Annotated in this window: 17 protein-coding genes and 1 tRNA gene; 11 read left to right on the top strand and 7 right to left on the bottom strand. The window is 35.4% G+C overall.

Annotated features, from left to right (window positions below):
- Positions 1-24 precede the first annotated feature (24 nt).
- Positions 25-1,305, top strand: coding sequence for a tRNA (N(6)-L-threonylcarbamoyladenosine(37)-C(2))-methylthiotransferase (locus ACW8TM_RS08170; RefSeq protein WP_491532801.1), 1,281 nt, complete (start codon positions 25-27; stop codon positions 1,303-1,305).
- Here ACW8TM_RS08170 and ACW8TM_RS08165 read toward each other — a convergent pair.
- Genes ACW8TM_RS08165 through gcvPA form a run of 3 tightly spaced genes read right to left on the bottom strand, consistent with a single transcriptional unit; the run spans position 1,302 to position 4,514 of the window.
- The gene (locus ACW8TM_RS08165; protein WP_491532800.1) at positions 1,302-1,586 is read right to left on the bottom strand and encodes a ubiquitin-like small modifier protein 1; all 285 of its coding nucleotides are present in this window, start codon (positions 1,584-1,586) and stop codon (positions 1,302-1,304) included. The genes ACW8TM_RS08170 and ACW8TM_RS08165 overlap by 4 nt on opposite strands.
- A complete protein-coding gene (gene gcvPB / locus ACW8TM_RS08160; RefSeq protein ID WP_491532799.1) occupies positions 1,576-3,111 on the bottom strand; it encodes an aminomethyl-transferring glycine dehydrogenase subunit GcvPB in 1,536 nt (511 codons plus the stop codon). Before gcvPB ends, ACW8TM_RS08165 begins: the two co-directional genes overlap by 11 nt.
- Complete coding sequence (gcvPA, locus tag ACW8TM_RS08155) at positions 3,111-4,514, bottom strand: aminomethyl-transferring glycine dehydrogenase subunit GcvPA (RefSeq protein ID WP_491532798.1); 1,404 nt, start codon at positions 4,512-4,514, stop codon at positions 3,111-3,113. The genes gcvPB and gcvPA overlap by 1 nt, the downstream gene beginning before the upstream one ends.
- A 90-nt stretch (positions 4,515-4,604) precedes the next feature.
- Between gcvPA and ACW8TM_RS08150 the strand changes: the two genes are divergently transcribed.
- The 5 genes from ACW8TM_RS08150 to ACW8TM_RS08130 all read left to right on the top strand — a co-directional run bounded on the left by ACW8TM_RS08150 (position 4,605) and on the right by ACW8TM_RS08130 (position 8,270).
- On the top strand, positions 4,605-5,663 hold the full coding sequence (locus ACW8TM_RS08150; protein ID WP_491532797.1) for a radical SAM protein: 1,059 nt from the start codon (positions 4,605-4,607) through the stop codon (positions 5,661-5,663).
- Between the two features lie 81 nt (positions 5,664-5,744).
- Positions 5,745-7,415, top strand: coding sequence for a hypothetical protein (locus ACW8TM_RS08145; RefSeq protein ID WP_491532796.1), 1,671 nt, complete (start codon positions 5,745-5,747; stop codon positions 7,413-7,415).
- A gap of 46 nt (positions 7,416-7,461) precedes the next feature.
- Positions 7,462-7,644 (top strand): ATP-binding protein, encoded by a 183-nt coding sequence (locus ACW8TM_RS08140; RefSeq protein WP_491532795.1) that lies wholly within the window; start codon positions 7,462-7,464, stop codon positions 7,642-7,644.
- An 88-nt stretch (positions 7,645-7,732) separates the two neighbouring features.
- Positions 7,733-8,110 (top strand): YkgJ family cysteine cluster protein, encoded by a 378-nt coding sequence (locus tag ACW8TM_RS08135; RefSeq protein ID WP_491532794.1) that lies wholly within the window; start codon positions 7,733-7,735, stop codon positions 8,108-8,110.
- Positions 8,094-8,270: a hypothetical protein gene (locus ACW8TM_RS08130; protein ID WP_491532793.1), complete on the top strand. Its 177-nt coding sequence runs from the start codon at positions 8,094-8,096 to the stop codon at positions 8,268-8,270. The genes ACW8TM_RS08135 and ACW8TM_RS08130 overlap by 17 nt, the downstream gene beginning before the upstream one ends.
- Positions 8,271-8,280: 10 nt before the next feature.
- Here ACW8TM_RS08130 and ACW8TM_RS08125 read toward each other — a convergent pair whose 3' ends face one another.
- Complete coding sequence (locus ACW8TM_RS08125) at positions 8,281-9,159, bottom strand: DUF8155 domain-containing protein (RefSeq protein ID WP_491532792.1); 879 nt, start codon at positions 9,157-9,159, stop codon at positions 8,281-8,283.
- 87 nt (positions 9,160-9,246) lie between these two features.
- Between ACW8TM_RS08125 and ACW8TM_RS08120 the strand changes: the two genes are divergently transcribed.
- Both ACW8TM_RS08120 and ACW8TM_RS08115 read left to right on the top strand, forming a co-directional pair.
- On the top strand, positions 9,247-10,458 hold the full coding sequence (locus ACW8TM_RS08120; protein ID WP_491532791.1) for a thiolase family protein: 1,212 nt from the start codon (positions 9,247-9,249) through the stop codon (positions 10,456-10,458).
- Entirely contained in the window at positions 10,448-11,956 is a 1,509-nt protein-coding gene (locus ACW8TM_RS08115; RefSeq protein WP_491532790.1) for a hydroxymethylglutaryl-CoA synthase, read from the top strand. The genes ACW8TM_RS08120 and ACW8TM_RS08115 overlap by 11 nt, the downstream gene beginning before the upstream one ends.
- On the opposite strand, the gene pgk is transcribed toward ACW8TM_RS08115, so the two are convergent.
- Positions 11,953-13,182: a phosphoglycerate kinase gene (gene pgk, locus ACW8TM_RS08110; RefSeq protein WP_491532789.1), complete on the bottom strand. Its 1,230-nt coding sequence runs from the start codon at positions 13,180-13,182 to the stop codon at positions 11,953-11,955. The two genes, ACW8TM_RS08115 and pgk, sit on opposite strands and share 4 nt — an antisense overlap.
- Positions 13,183-13,289: 107 nt before the next feature.
- Between pgk and ACW8TM_RS08105 the strand changes: the two genes are divergently transcribed.
- The 3 genes from ACW8TM_RS08105 (at position 13,290) to ACW8TM_RS08095 (ending at position 17,369) form a co-directional block, all read left to right on the top strand.
- Positions 13,290-14,081 (top strand): winged helix-turn-helix domain-containing protein, encoded by a 792-nt coding sequence (locus ACW8TM_RS08105; RefSeq protein WP_491532788.1) that lies wholly within the window; start codon positions 13,290-13,292, stop codon positions 14,079-14,081.
- Between the two features lie 86 nt (positions 14,082-14,167).
- Positions 14,168-16,798 (top strand): hypothetical protein, encoded by a 2,631-nt coding sequence (locus ACW8TM_RS08100; protein ID WP_491532787.1) that lies wholly within the window; start codon positions 14,168-14,170, stop codon positions 16,796-16,798.
- Between the two features lie 64 nt (positions 16,799-16,862).
- Entirely contained in the window at positions 16,863-17,369 is a 507-nt protein-coding gene (locus ACW8TM_RS08095; protein WP_491532786.1) for a hypothetical protein, read from the top strand.
- Between the two features lie 12 nt (positions 17,370-17,381).
- Here the strand turns inward: ACW8TM_RS08095 and ACW8TM_RS08090 are convergent.
- Together ACW8TM_RS08090 and ACW8TM_RS08085 are read right to left on the bottom strand one after the other, a co-directional pair.
- Positions 17,382-17,457, bottom strand: a tRNA-Gln gene (locus ACW8TM_RS08090).
- 48 nt (positions 17,458-17,505) lie between these two features.
- Complete coding sequence (locus ACW8TM_RS08085; protein WP_491532785.1) at positions 17,506-17,931, bottom strand: OsmC family protein; 426 nt, start codon at positions 17,929-17,931, stop codon at positions 17,506-17,508.
- Positions 17,932-17,933: the final 2 nt, after the last annotated feature.

Raw genomic sequence — 17,933 nt, 5'->3', positions numbered from 1 at the left:
TAATTGCGTTATTTGTTGAGAAAAATGGCACTAAAAGTATACATTGAAACCTATGGTTGCTCTGCAAATAAGGCAGATAGCAATATAATGAAGAGCCTACTTGCAAGTAGGGGACATCTAATAGTCGATACCATAAATAATGCTGATGTAGTCATACTAAATACATGCACAGTTAGAGGAGAAACTGAAAGAAAAATGGTGAAGAGAATAAAGGAACTCGAAGAAAAAAGACGGAAAAAGAAATTCAAACTAATAATATCTGGATGCATGGTAAAAGCTCAACCAGCTCTAATAGCAAGTATAACTAAAAGTGCATCCCTCATATCACCCCGATACTCTGAAGAAATAGTGGAAATAGTAGAAAGCAAAGATAAAATAATAAAGATAAATGAAGGGCAAACTCGAAGAAAAATTTTACCCACATACATAGAAAACCTACAATATACAATTCCAATAGCTGAAGGTTGTCTAGGTAACTGCTCCTATTGCATCGTAAAAATAGCTAGAGGAAGACTAAGAAGCTTCCAACCAAACCAGATAGTTAACGCTATAAAAAAGGCAGTAGCCAAAGGAGCAAAAGAAATTAGATTAACAGCCCAAGATACAGCAGCCTATGGATGTGACATAGGCGTAACACTACCAGAACTAATAAATAAAGTAGTAGAAATACCAGGAGATTTCATGATTAGAATTGGAATGATGACCCCCAACAATGCACTGAGAATCCTAGACGAATTAATAGAAGCATTCAAAAACGAGAAAGTATATAAATTCCTACACCTCCCACTACAAAGCGGAGACAATAGGATACTAAAACTAATGAATAGAAAATACAGCGTAGAAGAATTCAAAGAGATAATCTACAAGTTTAGAAGAAAATATCCAGAGCTATTCTATGCAACAGACGTTATAGTTGGATTTCCAACAGAGGATGAAGAAGCATTCAATAATACATGCAAAGTAATAGTAGAAACACAGCCAGACAAAATTCACGTATCAAGATTCAGTCCAAGACCACATACAAGGGCAGCTGCAATGCCCCAAATACTAGAAACCATAAAGAAGAAACGCTCAAAGATAATCACTGAACTATCCTTCAAAATAGGATTAAAAAGAAACATGGAATTAATAGGGGAAACCAGAAAAGCACTACCCTTAGAAAAAGGGAAGAAAGAAAGCATAAAAGCCAGAATAAAAAACTACAAAATAGTAGTAATTAAAGAGCCATCAGTAAAACTTGGAGAATGGATAAAAGTAAAAATTACTGGAGCAACTCCAATACAACTAGAGGGAAAAATAATTTAACCACCAGAAACGGGAGGTAAAAGTGCAACGACGTCACCATCACGAAGTTTCAACTCATCCAGCATGAAGGAATCCACATAGTCACCATTAAGAGCTAGACGAACATGAGGCTTAAGACTAAAATCATCACTAAAAACATATTCCCTAAACTTATCACCATAAACTTCAATCAAATATTTAAGAATATCAAGGACAGTAGATGATTCATCGACATCTAAAATCAGTTTGGAAGTCCCCACAAGATCCTTAATAGAAGCGAAAAACAAAACTTTAACCTTCACATTCTCTACACTCCAAGAACCTCTTCCTATACATCCTCCATGAAAGACACATTGTTCTAGGATGACTAGCCTTAACATCATCAAGCCTACCAATAGCAGTGTTAACTGGAGCAGACTTCACTTTACTCGGATTTTCATAAGCATCCTTGACAATCTCCCTTAAAACCTCAACATAGCGATCAATATTCTCCCTAGATTCAGTGTCAGTAAACTCAATCATCAACGCCTCCTTGACAATTAATGGAAAATACATTGTAGGTGCATGTAAACCATAATCCAAAAGTCTTTTAGCAACATCAAGAGCCCTAACACCAGTATCCTTCAAAAGCTTAGAAGCACTTAAAACACATTCATGCTTCCTAGGCTTATCAGGTGAAAACGGTAGGGATAAACCCTTAACATTTGAAATTCTCTTAATAAAATAATTAGTATTCAACACAGACAACTCAGCTGCCTCCCTAAGACCCCTGAAACCCATAGACAAAATATAAGCAGCAGTCTTAACCAAAACTGCAAAGTTACCATAGAATCCCCTAACTTTACCGATAGAATATGGACGATTGTAATCTAAATAGTAACGCTTACCATCAAATTCCACAGTAGGAACAGGTAAAAACTTCTCTAAGAAACCAGCAACTCCAACAGGCCCTGCACCCGGCCCTCCCCCGCCATGTGGAGTGGAAAAAGTTTTATGCACATTAATATGAACAATATCAAAACCCATATCTCCAGGCCTAACTATACCCATAATTCCATTCAAATTAGCTCCATCATAGTATAATAAGCCGCCGGCATCATGAATAATATCAGCAATCTCCAAGATATGCTCCTCAAAAATACCCAAAGTGTTGGGGTTAGTAAGCATTAAACCAGCAGTTCTACTAGAAACAGCAGCCTCTAGGGCCTTTAAATCTATACATCCATCATCAGCTGAAGGAATTACAACAACCTTAAAGCCAGCCATAGCAGCACTAGCAGGATTAGTCCCATGAGCAGAGTCGGGAACAATAATTTCATCCCGAAAATCTTCACCCTTAAACCTATGATAAGCTCTTATAATTAAGCAGCCAACATGTTCACCTTGAGCGCCGGCTGCAGGTTGAAGAGTAACTCTATACATACCAGTAATCTCTGCAAGCCACTTCTCAACTAAATACATCAACTTCAAAGCACCTTGAACAGTAGACTCATCTTGATAAGGATGAAGCCAGGCAACATTTTCAAGTGAAGCTAAATCCTCATTAATCTTAGGATTATACTTCATAGTGCATGAACCAAGAGGATATGGCCCAGAATCAATACCATAATTCATCTCTGAAAGTCTAATAAAATGACGAGCAACATCAACTTCAGACAACTCTGGAAGATTAAGATTCTCCCTAATTAACTCGCTGGGAAAACTTTCAAAGACATCACCTACAAATCGCTTAATATCATCATTGACTCTAGGAGGAATATGGCCAACTCTACCTTCAACACTTAACTCAAATATTAACGGTTCACTCCACTTAGCCTGTCTAAACACTAAGATTCCCCCAAGACAACTTTAAATCCCTCGACAAGCCTATCAATATCCCTTTTATCATGAATTTCAGTTACACAGTAGAGCGCGGATTCACCAAGCTCAGGAAACTCGGATTTAATAACCTTGCCACCATGAATATTAAGTTCAAGTAAACGTCTATGAAGCTCATAAATGGAAAATCTTGAACCATCGATATTAACGACAAACTCCTTAAAGTGAGGAGCCTTAAACAAAGGAGCCTTAACACCAGAAATTTCATTCAACCTCTTCATAGCATAGTGAGAATTATACAGTATAGTTTCACATAGACTACGAAGACCACTAGGCCCCAAAAGAGACAAATAAACTGCAGCAGCCACAGCACATAAAGCCTCATTAGTACAAATATTAGAAGTCGCCTTCTCCCGTCTAATATGTTGCTCTCTAGCCTGTAAAGCCATAACAAAACCTCTCTCAGAACCATCAATAGTGGTAGTTAAACCAATAATTCTACCAGGCATCTGCCTAATAAGCCTCCTATCATCCCTACATGCAAAAATACCAAGTGAAGGCCCACCAAAATTCATTGGATTACCAAGAGGCTGACCCTCACCAACAACAATGTCAGCACCATAGCTACCAGGAGCCCTTAGAAAGCCAAGTGAAATAGGGTCAACACCAACAATATACAGGGCACCATAATCATGTGCAATATCACCAATAGCCTCAACATTAACCTCAACAAAGCCAAGATAAGAAGGATTTTCAATATAAACAGCAGCAACATCCCTACTCATAACCTCACTCAAACTGGAAACATCAAGAAAACCTCTCTCAGAATCATATCCAACTTCAACAACTTCAATTCCATGAGGCTCAGTATAAGTCCTCAAAACCAATCTACGTTCAGGATGAATAATCCTTGGAATAACAATTCTACTCCTACGCGTAACTCTAACAGCCATCAAAGCAGCCTCAGCCAAAGCTGAAGCCCAATCATACATAGAAGCATTAGCAACATCCATCTCAGTCAACTCACAAATTAAACTCTGATACTCAAACAATGCTTGAAGCATACCCTGAGAAATCTCAGCTTGATAGGGGGTATATGAAGTCAAAAATTCAGATCTACCAATAATATGTCTAACTAAGCTAGGAACATAATGAGGCCAACAACCAGCACCAAGAAAAACAGGCATATCCAAACAATTCTTATTCATACCCAAAATTTCCTTAATAAACTTGTAAACCTCAAACTCAGACATAGGGCCAGGAATGTTTAGATCCCTATTCAACTTAACTTCAGAAGGAATATCAGAATACAATTCATCTACACTATCAACACCAAGCTCCCTGAGCATTTCACCCTTAACCCTAGGAGAAGAATTGGGCAAATATGGATGTGAAAAGCCACTCCCATCCATAATTCCACCAATAACACTATGTTAAAAATAAATTAAAGTTTAATCTAGCATTATCTCAGATAACTCTTAGTTAAAGGAGATGAAGACCAAGTGCATAAAAAATGGAAATACCTAACAGTCCAAGCAAAATGGGATAAATGCAAAATACCAATCTACACGGCCTCTGCCAAAGGAAAGAAAATCCCTCTACTAAAAACATTATACTCAAGCTACTGTATAAATGAATGTAAATACTGCGCCCTAAGAAGAGGGAGAAAAACCATCAGGACAAACTGGAGAGTAGAAGAACTAGTAAACATAACTTTAAATCTATGGAAGAAAGGGAAGATAAAAGGAATATTTCTTTCATCATCAATCCACAAAGATCCAGAAACCACCGTTGAAAAACAAGTAGAGGCAATAGAAAAACTGAGAAAAAGAGGATTCAAAGGATATGTACACTTAAGATTAATGCCTGGAACACCAAGACACATAATAAAAAAGGCAGTACCAATAGTAGACAGAATAGGAATAAACATTGAAGCCCCAAGAAAAGACATATTCACAGAAGTATGCCCAGACAAAGGAGACTACTGGAACGACATAATGTTAAGATTAAAATGGTGCAGTAAAGAAGTAGCAAAAGCAAGAAAAGAAAAACTATGCCTAGGGGGAGTAACAACCCAAACAATAGTAGGACTGGGAGAAAGCGACCTAGACCACCTAATATCAATGCAAGCACTAATAAGAAAATTCAATCTAAAAAGAATATACTTCAGCGCCTTCACACCAATAAAAGATACACCACTAGAAAAACTAGAAAAATGCCCCAAATGGAGAGAATATAGACTATATCAGGCATTCTATCTAATTAGAAACTACAACTTCACTATAGAAGACTTCAAAACAATACTAAATGAAAAGGAAATGCTACCTAATGAAAACCTAAAAATCGCATATGCAAAAGCAAACCCCCAACTTTACCCAATAGACCTATCGTCAGCAAATATAAATGAAATATTAAAAATACCAGGAATAGGACCGAAATCAGCCAAGAAAATAATTAAACTGCAATTAAATGGGAAAGACAAATGGAAAATTGAAGACATAATAAAAATAATAGGCCCAAAAAAGGCTAGAAAAATAGCAAAATACATAGCCTTACCCTGAACAATAATAACTAAACATTAAAATTATAAAGAGTTATAAATCAACAGTACATTACAATTGTAAGGAAAGGTGAATAAACATATGAAACTACACTTAAAACTAACTCTAACTATACTTATAATCATCACATTAATGCTAAAACATATACCAACCACAATTCAATCAGAAGAAGTAAAAATAATAATAAGTAGAACAATAGACATAAAAGCCAACTATGCCTCAACCATTGATGAAATAACAATAATCCAAGGAAACCTAGAAAACCTAACCTACCACATACCCAAACAATATGAAGAAAATTTATACAATATAAAGGCAATAGACGAAAATGAAAAAGAAATACCGTTCAACATAGTAAGAGGAAACAAAACATACATAGAATTCAAACTCAAACAAACAAAAACACCATACAAATTTAAAATCATAATTTACTGGATACAAACATACATATCATTCATAGCATTCATAAGAGTAAGACTACCACTTTACCCTACAATCCCAGTAAAAATACATGAAATCCAGACAGTAGCAATACTGCCAATAGAAGCAAAAAATATAACGAGAATATCACCAAACGCGACAACCCAACTAAATGAAAGATGGACAATAAAATTCAACAAAACAACATTACCACCAATGACTAATAAGGACATTGTAATAGACTTCACAGGAGAAATCCAACATGTAATTGCAAGAAGCATCACAAGAGAAATCCATCCAAACGGAGAAATCCAAGTTAAAGAAACAATCATCTTCGAAAACCTAGGCTACACGGACATAACAACAAAGAAAGGAATAAACTTCACACTACCACCACAAGCCAGAATAGCCTCAGTGGAAGACGACTTTGGACAGTTAAACTTTAAAACATATAATACCAATAACTCAGTCACAGTAAATGTGAAGCCAAGAGTAAACATTAAAGAAAAATGGAAATACAGAATATACATCAAATATGAAATACCATCAAATCAATGGATAACTGAAAACGAAGGAAGAAAACTCAAGATACCAACAAAAACATACCATAACCTACCAATAGATCTACTCAGAATAATAATATACATTCCAAGTGGAAGCAAAATAATCTCAACAACTGGAATTCAGCCAATTCAAACAAGTAACAACATAATAATATATCAAGGCGAAAAAATTGTGGAAGAAATAAGCCTCCAAGAAGCAACGGTAACCTACACTCAACCCCCAACAACCTTCACCATACCAACAAACATAATAATCGGCATAGTCACAGGCATGATAATCGGAACAGCAATATTCATTAAAAGATACATAGTAAAGCCTAAAAAACCAGTAAAAATTATTAAAAGTAGAGTAGCGATAAAAGCAGAAGAATTAAATGACACAATAGGAGAGAAAATAGAAATTCTATTAAGCCTAAAGGAATTAGAAGAAACCCTAAGAAGAAGAAAAATTTCGAGAAAAGCATACAGAGTGAGAGTAAGAGAACTAAGAAATGAACTAAGAAAAATAGAAATAAAAATATCAACCCTCAAAAATGAATTAAAAACAGAAAACATGAAGTTAAGAATCGCAATAGAAGAAATTGATAGAATTGAAAGAGAATTAACAAGCCTAATTATGAAAGCAATTCAAAACGAAAAACAATACATGCTGAAAAGAATAAGCAGAATAACCTTCGAAGAAAACAGAACTAAACTAGAAAAAGATATCAGAAAGACTAGACTAAAACTTGAAGACAAATTAGTGGGATTAACAGAGCTAATCACCTAGTGAAAGACTTAAAAAGAAAATAAAAAATTAGCAAACAGGTGAAACTATGCCAAAACCTGTGGTTGACCTTGAAAAATGCATAGGCTGTGGAACATGCATACAAGTATGTCCAATGGGAGTCTTTGAACTAGTCGATGACAAAGCAAAAGTAGTAAATGAAGACCAATGTGTTGGATGTAGAGCATGTGAAGCACAATGCTCAGTACAAGCAATAGTCGTAGAAGAATAAAAAGATAACATAAGGTTTACATTTATTCTCACATTTTTATTTCAAATACAATAAACTAATTAGCATAAAAAACTCATGCTTAAATGAAATGCCATTTAAATGTATAAAATGTGGAAAATGTTGTAGAGAAACAGAAATGCCACTAACACTAAGAGACCTAAAAAGAATATCATCTCTAGGATATAAAGTAACTGAATTCGCAATCTTCAATAGAGAAAAATGGAAACTAAAAAACGTAAAAGGACACTGTTATTTCCTAGATGAAGAGACAAATCTCTGTAAAATATATCCCCATCGACCAGAAGGATGCAGAATATATCCAATAATATACATCGAAAATGAAGGAATAAGCGTAGATACTGAATGCCCAATGGCATACACAGTCACCAGAGAAGAGTTAAGGAGAAAAACACCAAAACTACTAAAATTAATCTGGGAGATAGAACATCATGAAGAAAATACTTAGAAAAATAAGTGAATTCTTCTTAGAAGAAAAATTCTGCCCATACTGCAAACTATACGTAAAAGTAGAGACAAAAATAATCCATAGAGGAAAACAGAAAATAGAAACTAAAAAATGCATCAAATGTGGGAATATAGTTGAAGAAATAATACAAACCAGATAAAACCAGCCAATCAAAGCTTAAAAGTCAAATTAACAACATCACCACGCCTATATGGCCATCCGTTAGGCTTAACAATTTTCAACCTTGAATTATTAATATAGCTAGCAATACCATAAACTGGAAAGTCATCAATAAAAGGCTGAGAAATAGGCTTAAACAATGAAAAACTACCAGCAGAAAGATAGATCTCACCAAGAACACTACCAAAAACATCTAGAACCTTATCTCCAAAACCACCCATACCACCTAAAACTGCACCATAACCGTAATGAGGGATACCTCCGTCAACATAGAAGAATGAATCGCCCAATTTTCCATTCAATCCACAACCCATAAAAACATTCCCACTTAAAGGTTTAAGCCAAACATAGTCATTAAAAATTTCATCGACAATATAACAAAAATTACCTCCATGAAGTCTAGGCAGCATCTCAACAGTAGGTTTAATATCTAATTTGTAAGCACCAAGAGCACGATAACGATCAGAAATACTCCTAACTTCAACATGCATATGTCTATCAGACCAAGGATAAAAATATCCTGAAATGATCAGTGAACCCAGAAAGTCACCCAAGCCAACCACATCTCCAGGAGAAACACAAGGTTTAACATGTAAAATTTTCAGAACAACGTCATCACCAACCTTAACTATAATTAAATAATCAAAGCCATCAGCATCACTTCTAAAAACTGGACACTCAAAACGTTCAACTTCTAAAACCAAACCTTCATTGACAGGGAATAGAGCCTCACCACTAGGAAAGTAAATGTCAATTGCAGAGCAAGACCTATGGGCAGGATAAGGACTATTAAAAAAACTAAACCAGCAATTCTCAGGAATTTTAATATCCACACCATTAGAAGAAGCGATAAGGATATACCCAGCCAATACAAACCACCAACATCGTAACCTATTTAACACTCTAACTATAGCTTAAATATTAGTATCGACATGAAGAGAAGGAGGACACGTCAAATGACGAATAAACCAATAATCATAGGAGTAGGAAGAACATCCTTTGGAGAACACTATGGAGAAAATCCAGAAGAACTAATAGAAGAGGCCGGCCTCAAAGCCCTTGAAACTGCAGGTATAGAAAGAAGAGATCTAGACGCAGTATTCATCTCAGATTACTTCTTACAAGTAACTAATAAAATAGGCATTGAAGAAGGCTTCGTCTCAGAACTCCTAGAAGTAAACATACCAATGGAAACCTTAAGATCCTTCAGCTCAGCACTAAGCTGTGCATGTAACGCCATAGAAGCAGGACGATTCAACATAGTCCTAGTGGGAGGAGTAGAGAAAATGACAGATAGACTAGATAAAATAAGAGATGATTTAATGATGCTAGGGGACCCATGGAGTTATCATGCAGGAGGTACACCAGAAGCCTTCCATGAATTAATGCTAAGAGAGTACATAAAAACATATAATTTAAACAATGAAGAAATACAAAAACTAATGAAGGCATTAGCCTTCATATCATGCAAAAACCATCACTATGGCTCCATAAACCCACTAGCACACTTCTATAAAAGGAAGATTCGAGTTGAAGACGTAATTAAAACAAGAAGGAGAAGTGGAAGCATACTTGGTTTATACGACTTTGCACCTATATCAGATGGAGCATCAGCAGCAATTATTGTGAACCCAAGAAAAGCAAGAGAAATTGCAGAAAAAGGATTAGAAATTATTGGAAGAGGAAGCTCAACAGATTATATATCGTACTTTGTAAGAGATTTAAAGGTAGGATTTAAATCAACTAGAAAAGCAATACAAAGAGCATTAAGCGAAGCTAAAATACCAATAGAAAAAATTGAATTAGCAGAGTTATATGATCAGTCAACTCTAATGGAGCTAATAGCTCTAGAAGACCTAGGACTATGCAAACCTGGAACAGCATGGAAAATAGTACATGAAAGCTACGAAAATGAAAAATATAATTACAACATTAACAGCAACACCATACATGTCAACACAAATGGAGGTCTAAAGGCAGATGGAAACCCATTAGGGGCAACAGGAGGAGCACAAATACATGAAATATACCTACAACTACTAGAAGAAGCAGGAAATAGGCAAATAGAATTAAAAAACAATGAACCATACGCATTAACCATGGAGTTAGAAGGATTTGGGACAAAATCATACATCTATATTATAAGGAGATGGGAAAATGAGCTCTGAACCAATTGAAAGAAGAGTCAGCTACATAGCAGATAGACTACGAGGAAGCCAATGCACCATATGTGGTAAAAAATACTTTAAAATACGGGACTATTGCGGCTCATGTGGAAGAAAAAGCTTTGGAAAAATGAAGAAAATAGATTTCTTCTATCAAAAAGGAGTACTAGAAGTATGCACAGTAATAAGAGGAGCAACAAATAAGTTTAGAATGCTTGAACCCTTCATATATGGAATAGTTTCATTTGACGGAGTAACAGTACCTGGAAGACTAACAGACTATATAGTTAAAGATGAATTCGATCCATCGAAAATTGAAGGAAGAGAAGTAATAGCAAGATTTAGAAGAAGATACTCAGTAACTCCACAAGAAATAATTCCAACTTCATCACTAACCTTCACCTTCACAGATGAATACTACCCATACATGGAATACCACAAAAACAATCCAAAAGAATACTCAGACAAGCCTGGAATAGTAGCCTATGGAGTCTATACATCAAGGTTCAGAATAAAAGAAGGAAGAATGGAAAGATCAGTTCCCTTCCTAGATGAAGATGCAATAACAGCAGCAGTAGAAGCAGGAAAAATAGCCCTAATACATGCAGCCATAGACAGCAAATACATAGAGAAAATCTATGTAGGGTCAGAATCAAATCCATATGCAGTAAAACCAATAGCATCAAAAGTAGCACAAGTATTAGAATTAGGAGAATGTGCAGGGGAAGGAGTAAGAGCAGTAGACGCCATAGACACTGAATTCGCATGTAAAGCAGCTACAAGTATGTTTAAAGATGCAGTAGCACTATCAAAATATGCAAGTGATCAAGGAGAAGACTTCTTCGCCATGGTAATTGGAACAGACAACTCACAATCAGCCCCAAGATGGGCTCCAGGAGGAGAATTAGACTTCTTCGTCGGCTTCGGAGCAGCAGCCTTCATTATTGGGAATAGAGATGTAATAGCAGAAATAGAAGGATGGTACTCATGTACATCAGATACACCAGACTTCTGGAGAAGAGACGGTCAAAAATATCCTATGCATGGAGGAAGATTCACAGGAGAACCAGCCTACTTTAAACATGTAATAAAGGCAGCTAAAGGATTAATGGATAAAATGAATTTAAAGCCAAGCGATATAAATTACTTCATACCACACCAACCAAATGTAAGATTCCCATTAAAAGCTGCTAGACGGCTGGGATTCAAAGACGAACAATGCCTACCGGGACTAAAGGTAGCAAAATTTGGAAACACCTACTCTGGATCATCACCAGTAGGATTAGCAGCAGTACTAGACATTGCAAAACCATATGAAAAAATACTGCTAGTAAGCTATGGATCAGGAGCAGGAAGCGACGCATACCTAATAACAGTAACACCAAAAATAACTGAAAAACGAAGTAGAACTAAAAAATTCAATATTCAATGGCAAGCTGAAAACCCATTCCTAATATACGTGGATTATAATACATATAGAAAATTCAAGGAAGGAATCTAAATCCCAATCTTTTTCTGCTTTAAAATTAAATCAACAGAAGGATAAGGCTCACATGCTAATCCATGTAAGAAGGCACCACCACTAACACAAAGCATACCACCAGTACTAATGATAATTCTATCCAAACCATACTTCACAATCTCAGCAGTAGTATCACCACCCAGGAAAATTAAACCACTACCAGCAATCCTTTTAGTAAGTAAAATGCCATGATTATAACCCCTCTCATAAACACCGAGAGGGCCAGCCCTAATCCTAAAGGTCTTCTCTTGAAGCTTCTCAGCATACAACTCAACCGTACCCATACCAACATCCATAATAATACCATTACTCTTATGAACCTCATCAATTGATAACTCTCTATTCTCACCATTCTCAAGAACAACAAAATCTATTGGGTGATAAATATTAAACTTCTTAACAAGCAACCTAGCAGCCTCAAAACTCTTGGGAGGCATCTTTTCTTCAAGAAACTTGTTATTACGAGGCCCTAAATCATAGCCCTTAACCCTAGCAATAAGCTGACCTGGAAGACCACCTGTAAATCCATCCATTCTAGACAAAATAGAAACTAAATAGTTAGTCTTAGCCAACTTGGCTCCACCCATAACAATTCCACAATTCTCACCAGGCTCAGACAAAACCTCACTCAAAGCCCTAAGTTCATAAACAGATCTAACACCAATCCAGGTAGGAGCAATATATGGCATGGCCATCAAACTAGTGTGAGCCCTATGCCAAACAGGCATGGCATCATTAACACAACTCTTAATCACACCTCTAAAAAACTTAATAAAACGTGAATTATCAGGATCAAAATTAAATTCTTCCTCAAACATACGTATATTATCGAGTAATAAAATTTCCTTCTCCCTAAGCTCCTTAATCCTCTCTCTAGTCTCATCAGAGAAAACCTTATTGGCAGGAATAAATTCAATATCAATACTAGATGGAAGAAGCTTTCTTAAAACGATCCAGTGTTGCTTCAAACTAATAAAATCCCTATTTCCAGGCCTACCCTGATGAGCAGTAACAACCAAACCAGCATACTCAGACAATAATTCTAAAACATGGGCATAGGCAATCATCCTCATATTATCCTCCATAATTCTACCATCAACAACTGGAATGTTAATGTCAATTCTAACCAATGTTGGAGATCTTATTTGAGACGGTAAATTGACAAGCCAAAAAGGACGAGATGCCCTATAATAATCCACCTTCATTAAAATCCCACCTATATTTATCTCTGTAAATATAATTTAAAAATTTAACCAACTTTTAAAACCATAATCTACATTAACAATAAGAACAGTCTATAAATCAGATAGAAATGACCAGTAAACAGGGCAAACAAAAAGATGAATACTGGCTACTAGGAAACCCAATTAGGAGAAGAATACTACTACTCCTAGCAGAAAGGAAAATAATGAAACCAACAGAGCTGAAAGAGAAACTAAACATAAGTTATGGAACCCTATACTACCATCTAAACTTAATGAGAAAATACATTGAAAAAGAAAAAGATAGAAAAATAAGGTTAAGCCCAGAAGGATGGAAAGCAATAACGCTGATAGAAGAAACAGAAACAATAAGAAAACTTAAACTACACATATTAATCAAGCTATTCGAAGAAGACTCACATACAACCGTTAGAATACTGAGAATACTTATAGCAATAATTGTTCTAAGCAACTACATAACATTCGACTACCTCTACGGGCTGAGAACAAGTCTAATGCTAACCTTCATTAAAAGCAAGTTAATTCCACTCTACCTATCAATAGCCCACGTGATAGGAAACTGGTTAACCTTCTCAACAGTAATAGTAATTTTAACAGTAATAATTGCACAGAGAAAACTAAGTGCAACAGAAATAATCCGTGTAACCATAAACCTAGCAGTGGCAATATCCCCAATACTAATATATCTATGGGCGATGAAAACAAAAACACCACTAGACCAGCAAATCTACATTATCTCACAAGCCTTAACAACAATCCTATTGATAGCCATGCTAATAGGAACAATAAAAATTAGAAGTGAAAGAGCAGCTATAATAACTCTAATAGCCATGTACAGTGCAATCTTAATGCTCCAAGCAATAGCAATAATAATCTTTTAACCTCGAAAAAATCGAGATAAACTCGAAAAACATCGAAAAAACAAAGTTTTTTTGCATCTACTCAATCTGAATAAGTGGCGATGACCATGAAGATGAAAATGAAGATAATAGCACTACTCCTAGTAACCCTCCCATTAATTTCAATCATATCAACAGCTCAACCCACACCACAAATAAACGAGAAAATAGGTATAAAACCATGGATAAAACCAGGATGGAAAGTTATCAAAACAGATGTCATGACCATAATATTTCCAGCAGGAGGAAGACACCCAATATTCATATGGTATTATAATGAAGACAACAACACAATACATGTAATACACTTCAAGGGAATATGGGAATACTTCACTGTTAACGTAACCGAGCTACATGAATTTAAAAGAACCCTAAACTTAACAGCACACCTAATAAACAGAACAATAATATCAAAACACTTAGAACACCTACAAAGAGAAGTGGAAATACATCATCAACTACAAATTCAACTCAACAAAACAATAGAAACAATAGGAAAGCAGCAACCCAAAATAAGCAATACCACAAAAATAATCGAAACAATACACAATGAGATAAATCAAATGAAAAACATACACTATGAAATAAGAAACCTAATAAGAAACATAAAAATGAAACTACATGAAACTTTCAATCAAATCAACGAATTCAATGGAACATTAGACGACCTAGATGAAGAAAGTAGACAACATGGATGCGACATAGCTGGAAACATTAAGAAAATAAGAAATAGAATTAGAGGAGCAGTAATTAGGATAATAGAAAATCTGCCCCAACTACTAGAACAACTAGAAAATGCCACAATACAAGTAAGCACTGAAATAGTCAGAGACATAACCATTAAAGTAGACGAGACAACGGAAATAATGATAGACATTGAAAATGAAATATCAATCATAAATCAAGTAATAAACACATTCTTCGAACACATCCCAGTACCAGGATATTTAAAACAAAAACTAAACATATGTCTAAACAAAACAAACAGAATAATTCATGAAATAGATGAAGTAAAAGAAATAATCAACAATCTAAATATAAAAACGAACGAACTATCAGTTAAACTTGAGAAAACTCTACATGAAATTAGTGGTGTAGAAGAAGAATTACATGAAATAGTCGTGGAAATAAACAACACACAAATAAAAATAAGGGAAATTCAACTAAATGACACAGAAATTCAACTAATATTCAATATGACGTTAAACTTGTCAATAGACATAACCCACACATTAAACTTGATAAAAGAGTTAAATAACACATTAAATCTAAACGTAACAAAATGCGTAGAGATAGCAAATGAAATTGAAGTAAAAATTGAAAAAATCAATGATGAAATAAACAGATGGAAAGAGAAAATTAGTGAGAAAATAAGAAAATCAAAACATCTTGGAAGAAAAATAGCGGAAAGGGCAAGAGAATTAAAGGGATTGGTAAACATTTGGTATACAAGTTGGCATCCACCATTATTCCACTTTGCCTCAGGATTCTGGGATCTAACCAACATAGAAAATATAACGACACCAGAAGGAGATGTCATTGGGCTAACCTTCCTTTACAAATTAATTGAAGTGCCAAGTCCACAATTCAAATTCCTCGAAGACAACTTAATGCTTAGATGCCGCTTCTACTACGTACCAGTGAAAGAAAAAGTGGACAATGTAACATACACAGTTACAAGGGCAGAATTAAAGGTAGACTTCATCCTACAGAAATGGGAATGGATTCTAGACAATGTAAAACAACTACTAGAAGAACAATATAATTTAACAATAAGTGGAGTAGAAGGATTGGCTCTATGGATTGACATAGCATCATTAAACCTAACAAAACTAAAACAAATAGGAAAACCCCTAGAGGAAGCAGCAATAGAAATTGAAAAATCAGCGTCAAAGGCAAGCGTACTAACCAATATAAATGCAGTTGGAGGAGAAGTAAACATAAATGTAAATGTAAAAGTTAATGCTACAAAGGATCTAGAAAAACCATTAACCATCCCAAAAAGATTCGGAGTACCATTAAAACTAGAATTCATCTCAGAAGACGCAACTCTAGGAGGCTTCTTCAAATTTATAAATACAGCAAAGATAACCTACCCGAATGGAACAGAAGAGGACATTAGTGTAAAGGCAGCATATCTAGAAGCAGGAGGATTCCTAAGAATCTATATATGCTACCCATACTTTAACGGAGCATCGCTACAACATGATCCAAGCATAGGCCTAGAGGTAGAAGTAGAAGAAACTCCAATCTACACGATAGAAGTACCAAAATTAGAGGAAGTACTACCTGAAAAAACATTAATGATAATGACTGTAACTCCAATTAAAACAGAAATAACAGCAACTCAAGGAGAAACAGTAGTCGTAGAAGTAATCTTAAAAGATGCCACAGGAAAACCAGTAGAGGGAGCAAGCATCCAAGTAACATTAGCAGGAAAAACTTATACTGCAAGGGATCTAGGTGCAGGTGAATATAAAGCAGAAATATCAACTGGAGACCTAGAAGTAGGAGAATATAAAGCAGAAATATATGCCGAAAAGGAAGGATATACACTGGCAGAAGCAACACTAACAATAGTAATATCACCAAGACAGTTAATAGTAGGTCTAGAAACAATAGTAATAACAGCTATAATAGTAGGAGCAATAACAACAGCAGTCATAGCAACAAGAAGAAGAATTAAACCTAAATCCTAAACACCATCTTTATTTTTTAGATCATAATTATTCTCCATTAGATACTATTCAGAAGGGAGATAAGGTGGGAAGATTTGAAGTAATGGCATTACTCCAAGCTGCAAGATACTATATTCTATCAAAAGACATAAAAAAGGCATTCTCCTTCGGATTAAATAGAGCTATATTCTATGCATGGGCTAAAAAAAGAGGAAGAATACAAACCAAAAAACTCAAAGTCGAGACACAAAAACCAATAAGAAAAAGAAAAGAAAAGATTATGATATACGTAGGAGATGAAGGAGCATACATGTCAGATAAAGGATGGTTTACTATCGGCAACACAGAGCAAAAACCAGAAGACTTCGAAAGACAAATAATAGCAAAAATAAACAGCATAATCCCCTTCGAAAAAGCATGGAGAGCTGCAATAGAGTATGTAAGCAACTTCAGCAGAAGCACATTACTAGATCAACAGAAATTCTATGAGAAAGTCTACAAACCAGTAAGAGACAATTTCCTACAAACAATAAAACAAAGAGAAATAGAAACAAAAGAAACAACATTAACGAAGTTCTTCAAAGACAATTAAATTATAAGTTTATGGTAGCCGGGGGGAGATTCGAACTCCCGTCGGCGGGGCCAAAGCCCGCCATGCTTGGCCGCTACACCACCCGGCTCCATAAAGATTGAAGTAAACAGATGGTATAAATTTTCCGCATATCAATCTATAGGCTTCTCACTTCATGAGAAGTAGATATTTTTACTCCCCCATTCTTTAACATTATTGATACTGAACAATATTTTTCCTGGGAAAGCTTGATAGCCTTTTCAAGTTTCTCTTTATCAATATTACCATAAGCAATATAATGTACATGAATGTTTGTATAGATTCTTGGAATCTCACTTCTCCTTTCACCCTTCACATGAACTTCAAGTCCATTAAGCTTCTGCTTCATTTTATCCAAAATGGTAATTATATCCCAAGCAGTACATCCAGCCAGCGCAATCAAGACAAGTTCCATGGGGCTAGGTCCAATTGGAGCTTCAACTACACTTGACGGAGCCTTTAAAATTACAGTTGCATAAGAGCTAGTCTGACCAATAAATCCAACATCTCTAATAAGTTTCAATTTAACTTCAAGTTCACTCACAG

Source organism: Candidatus Culexmicrobium sp. (genome assembly GCF_058356305.1).
Note: the sequence above shows the minus strand (reverse complement) of the source record. Positions and strands in the feature narration are given on the sequence as shown.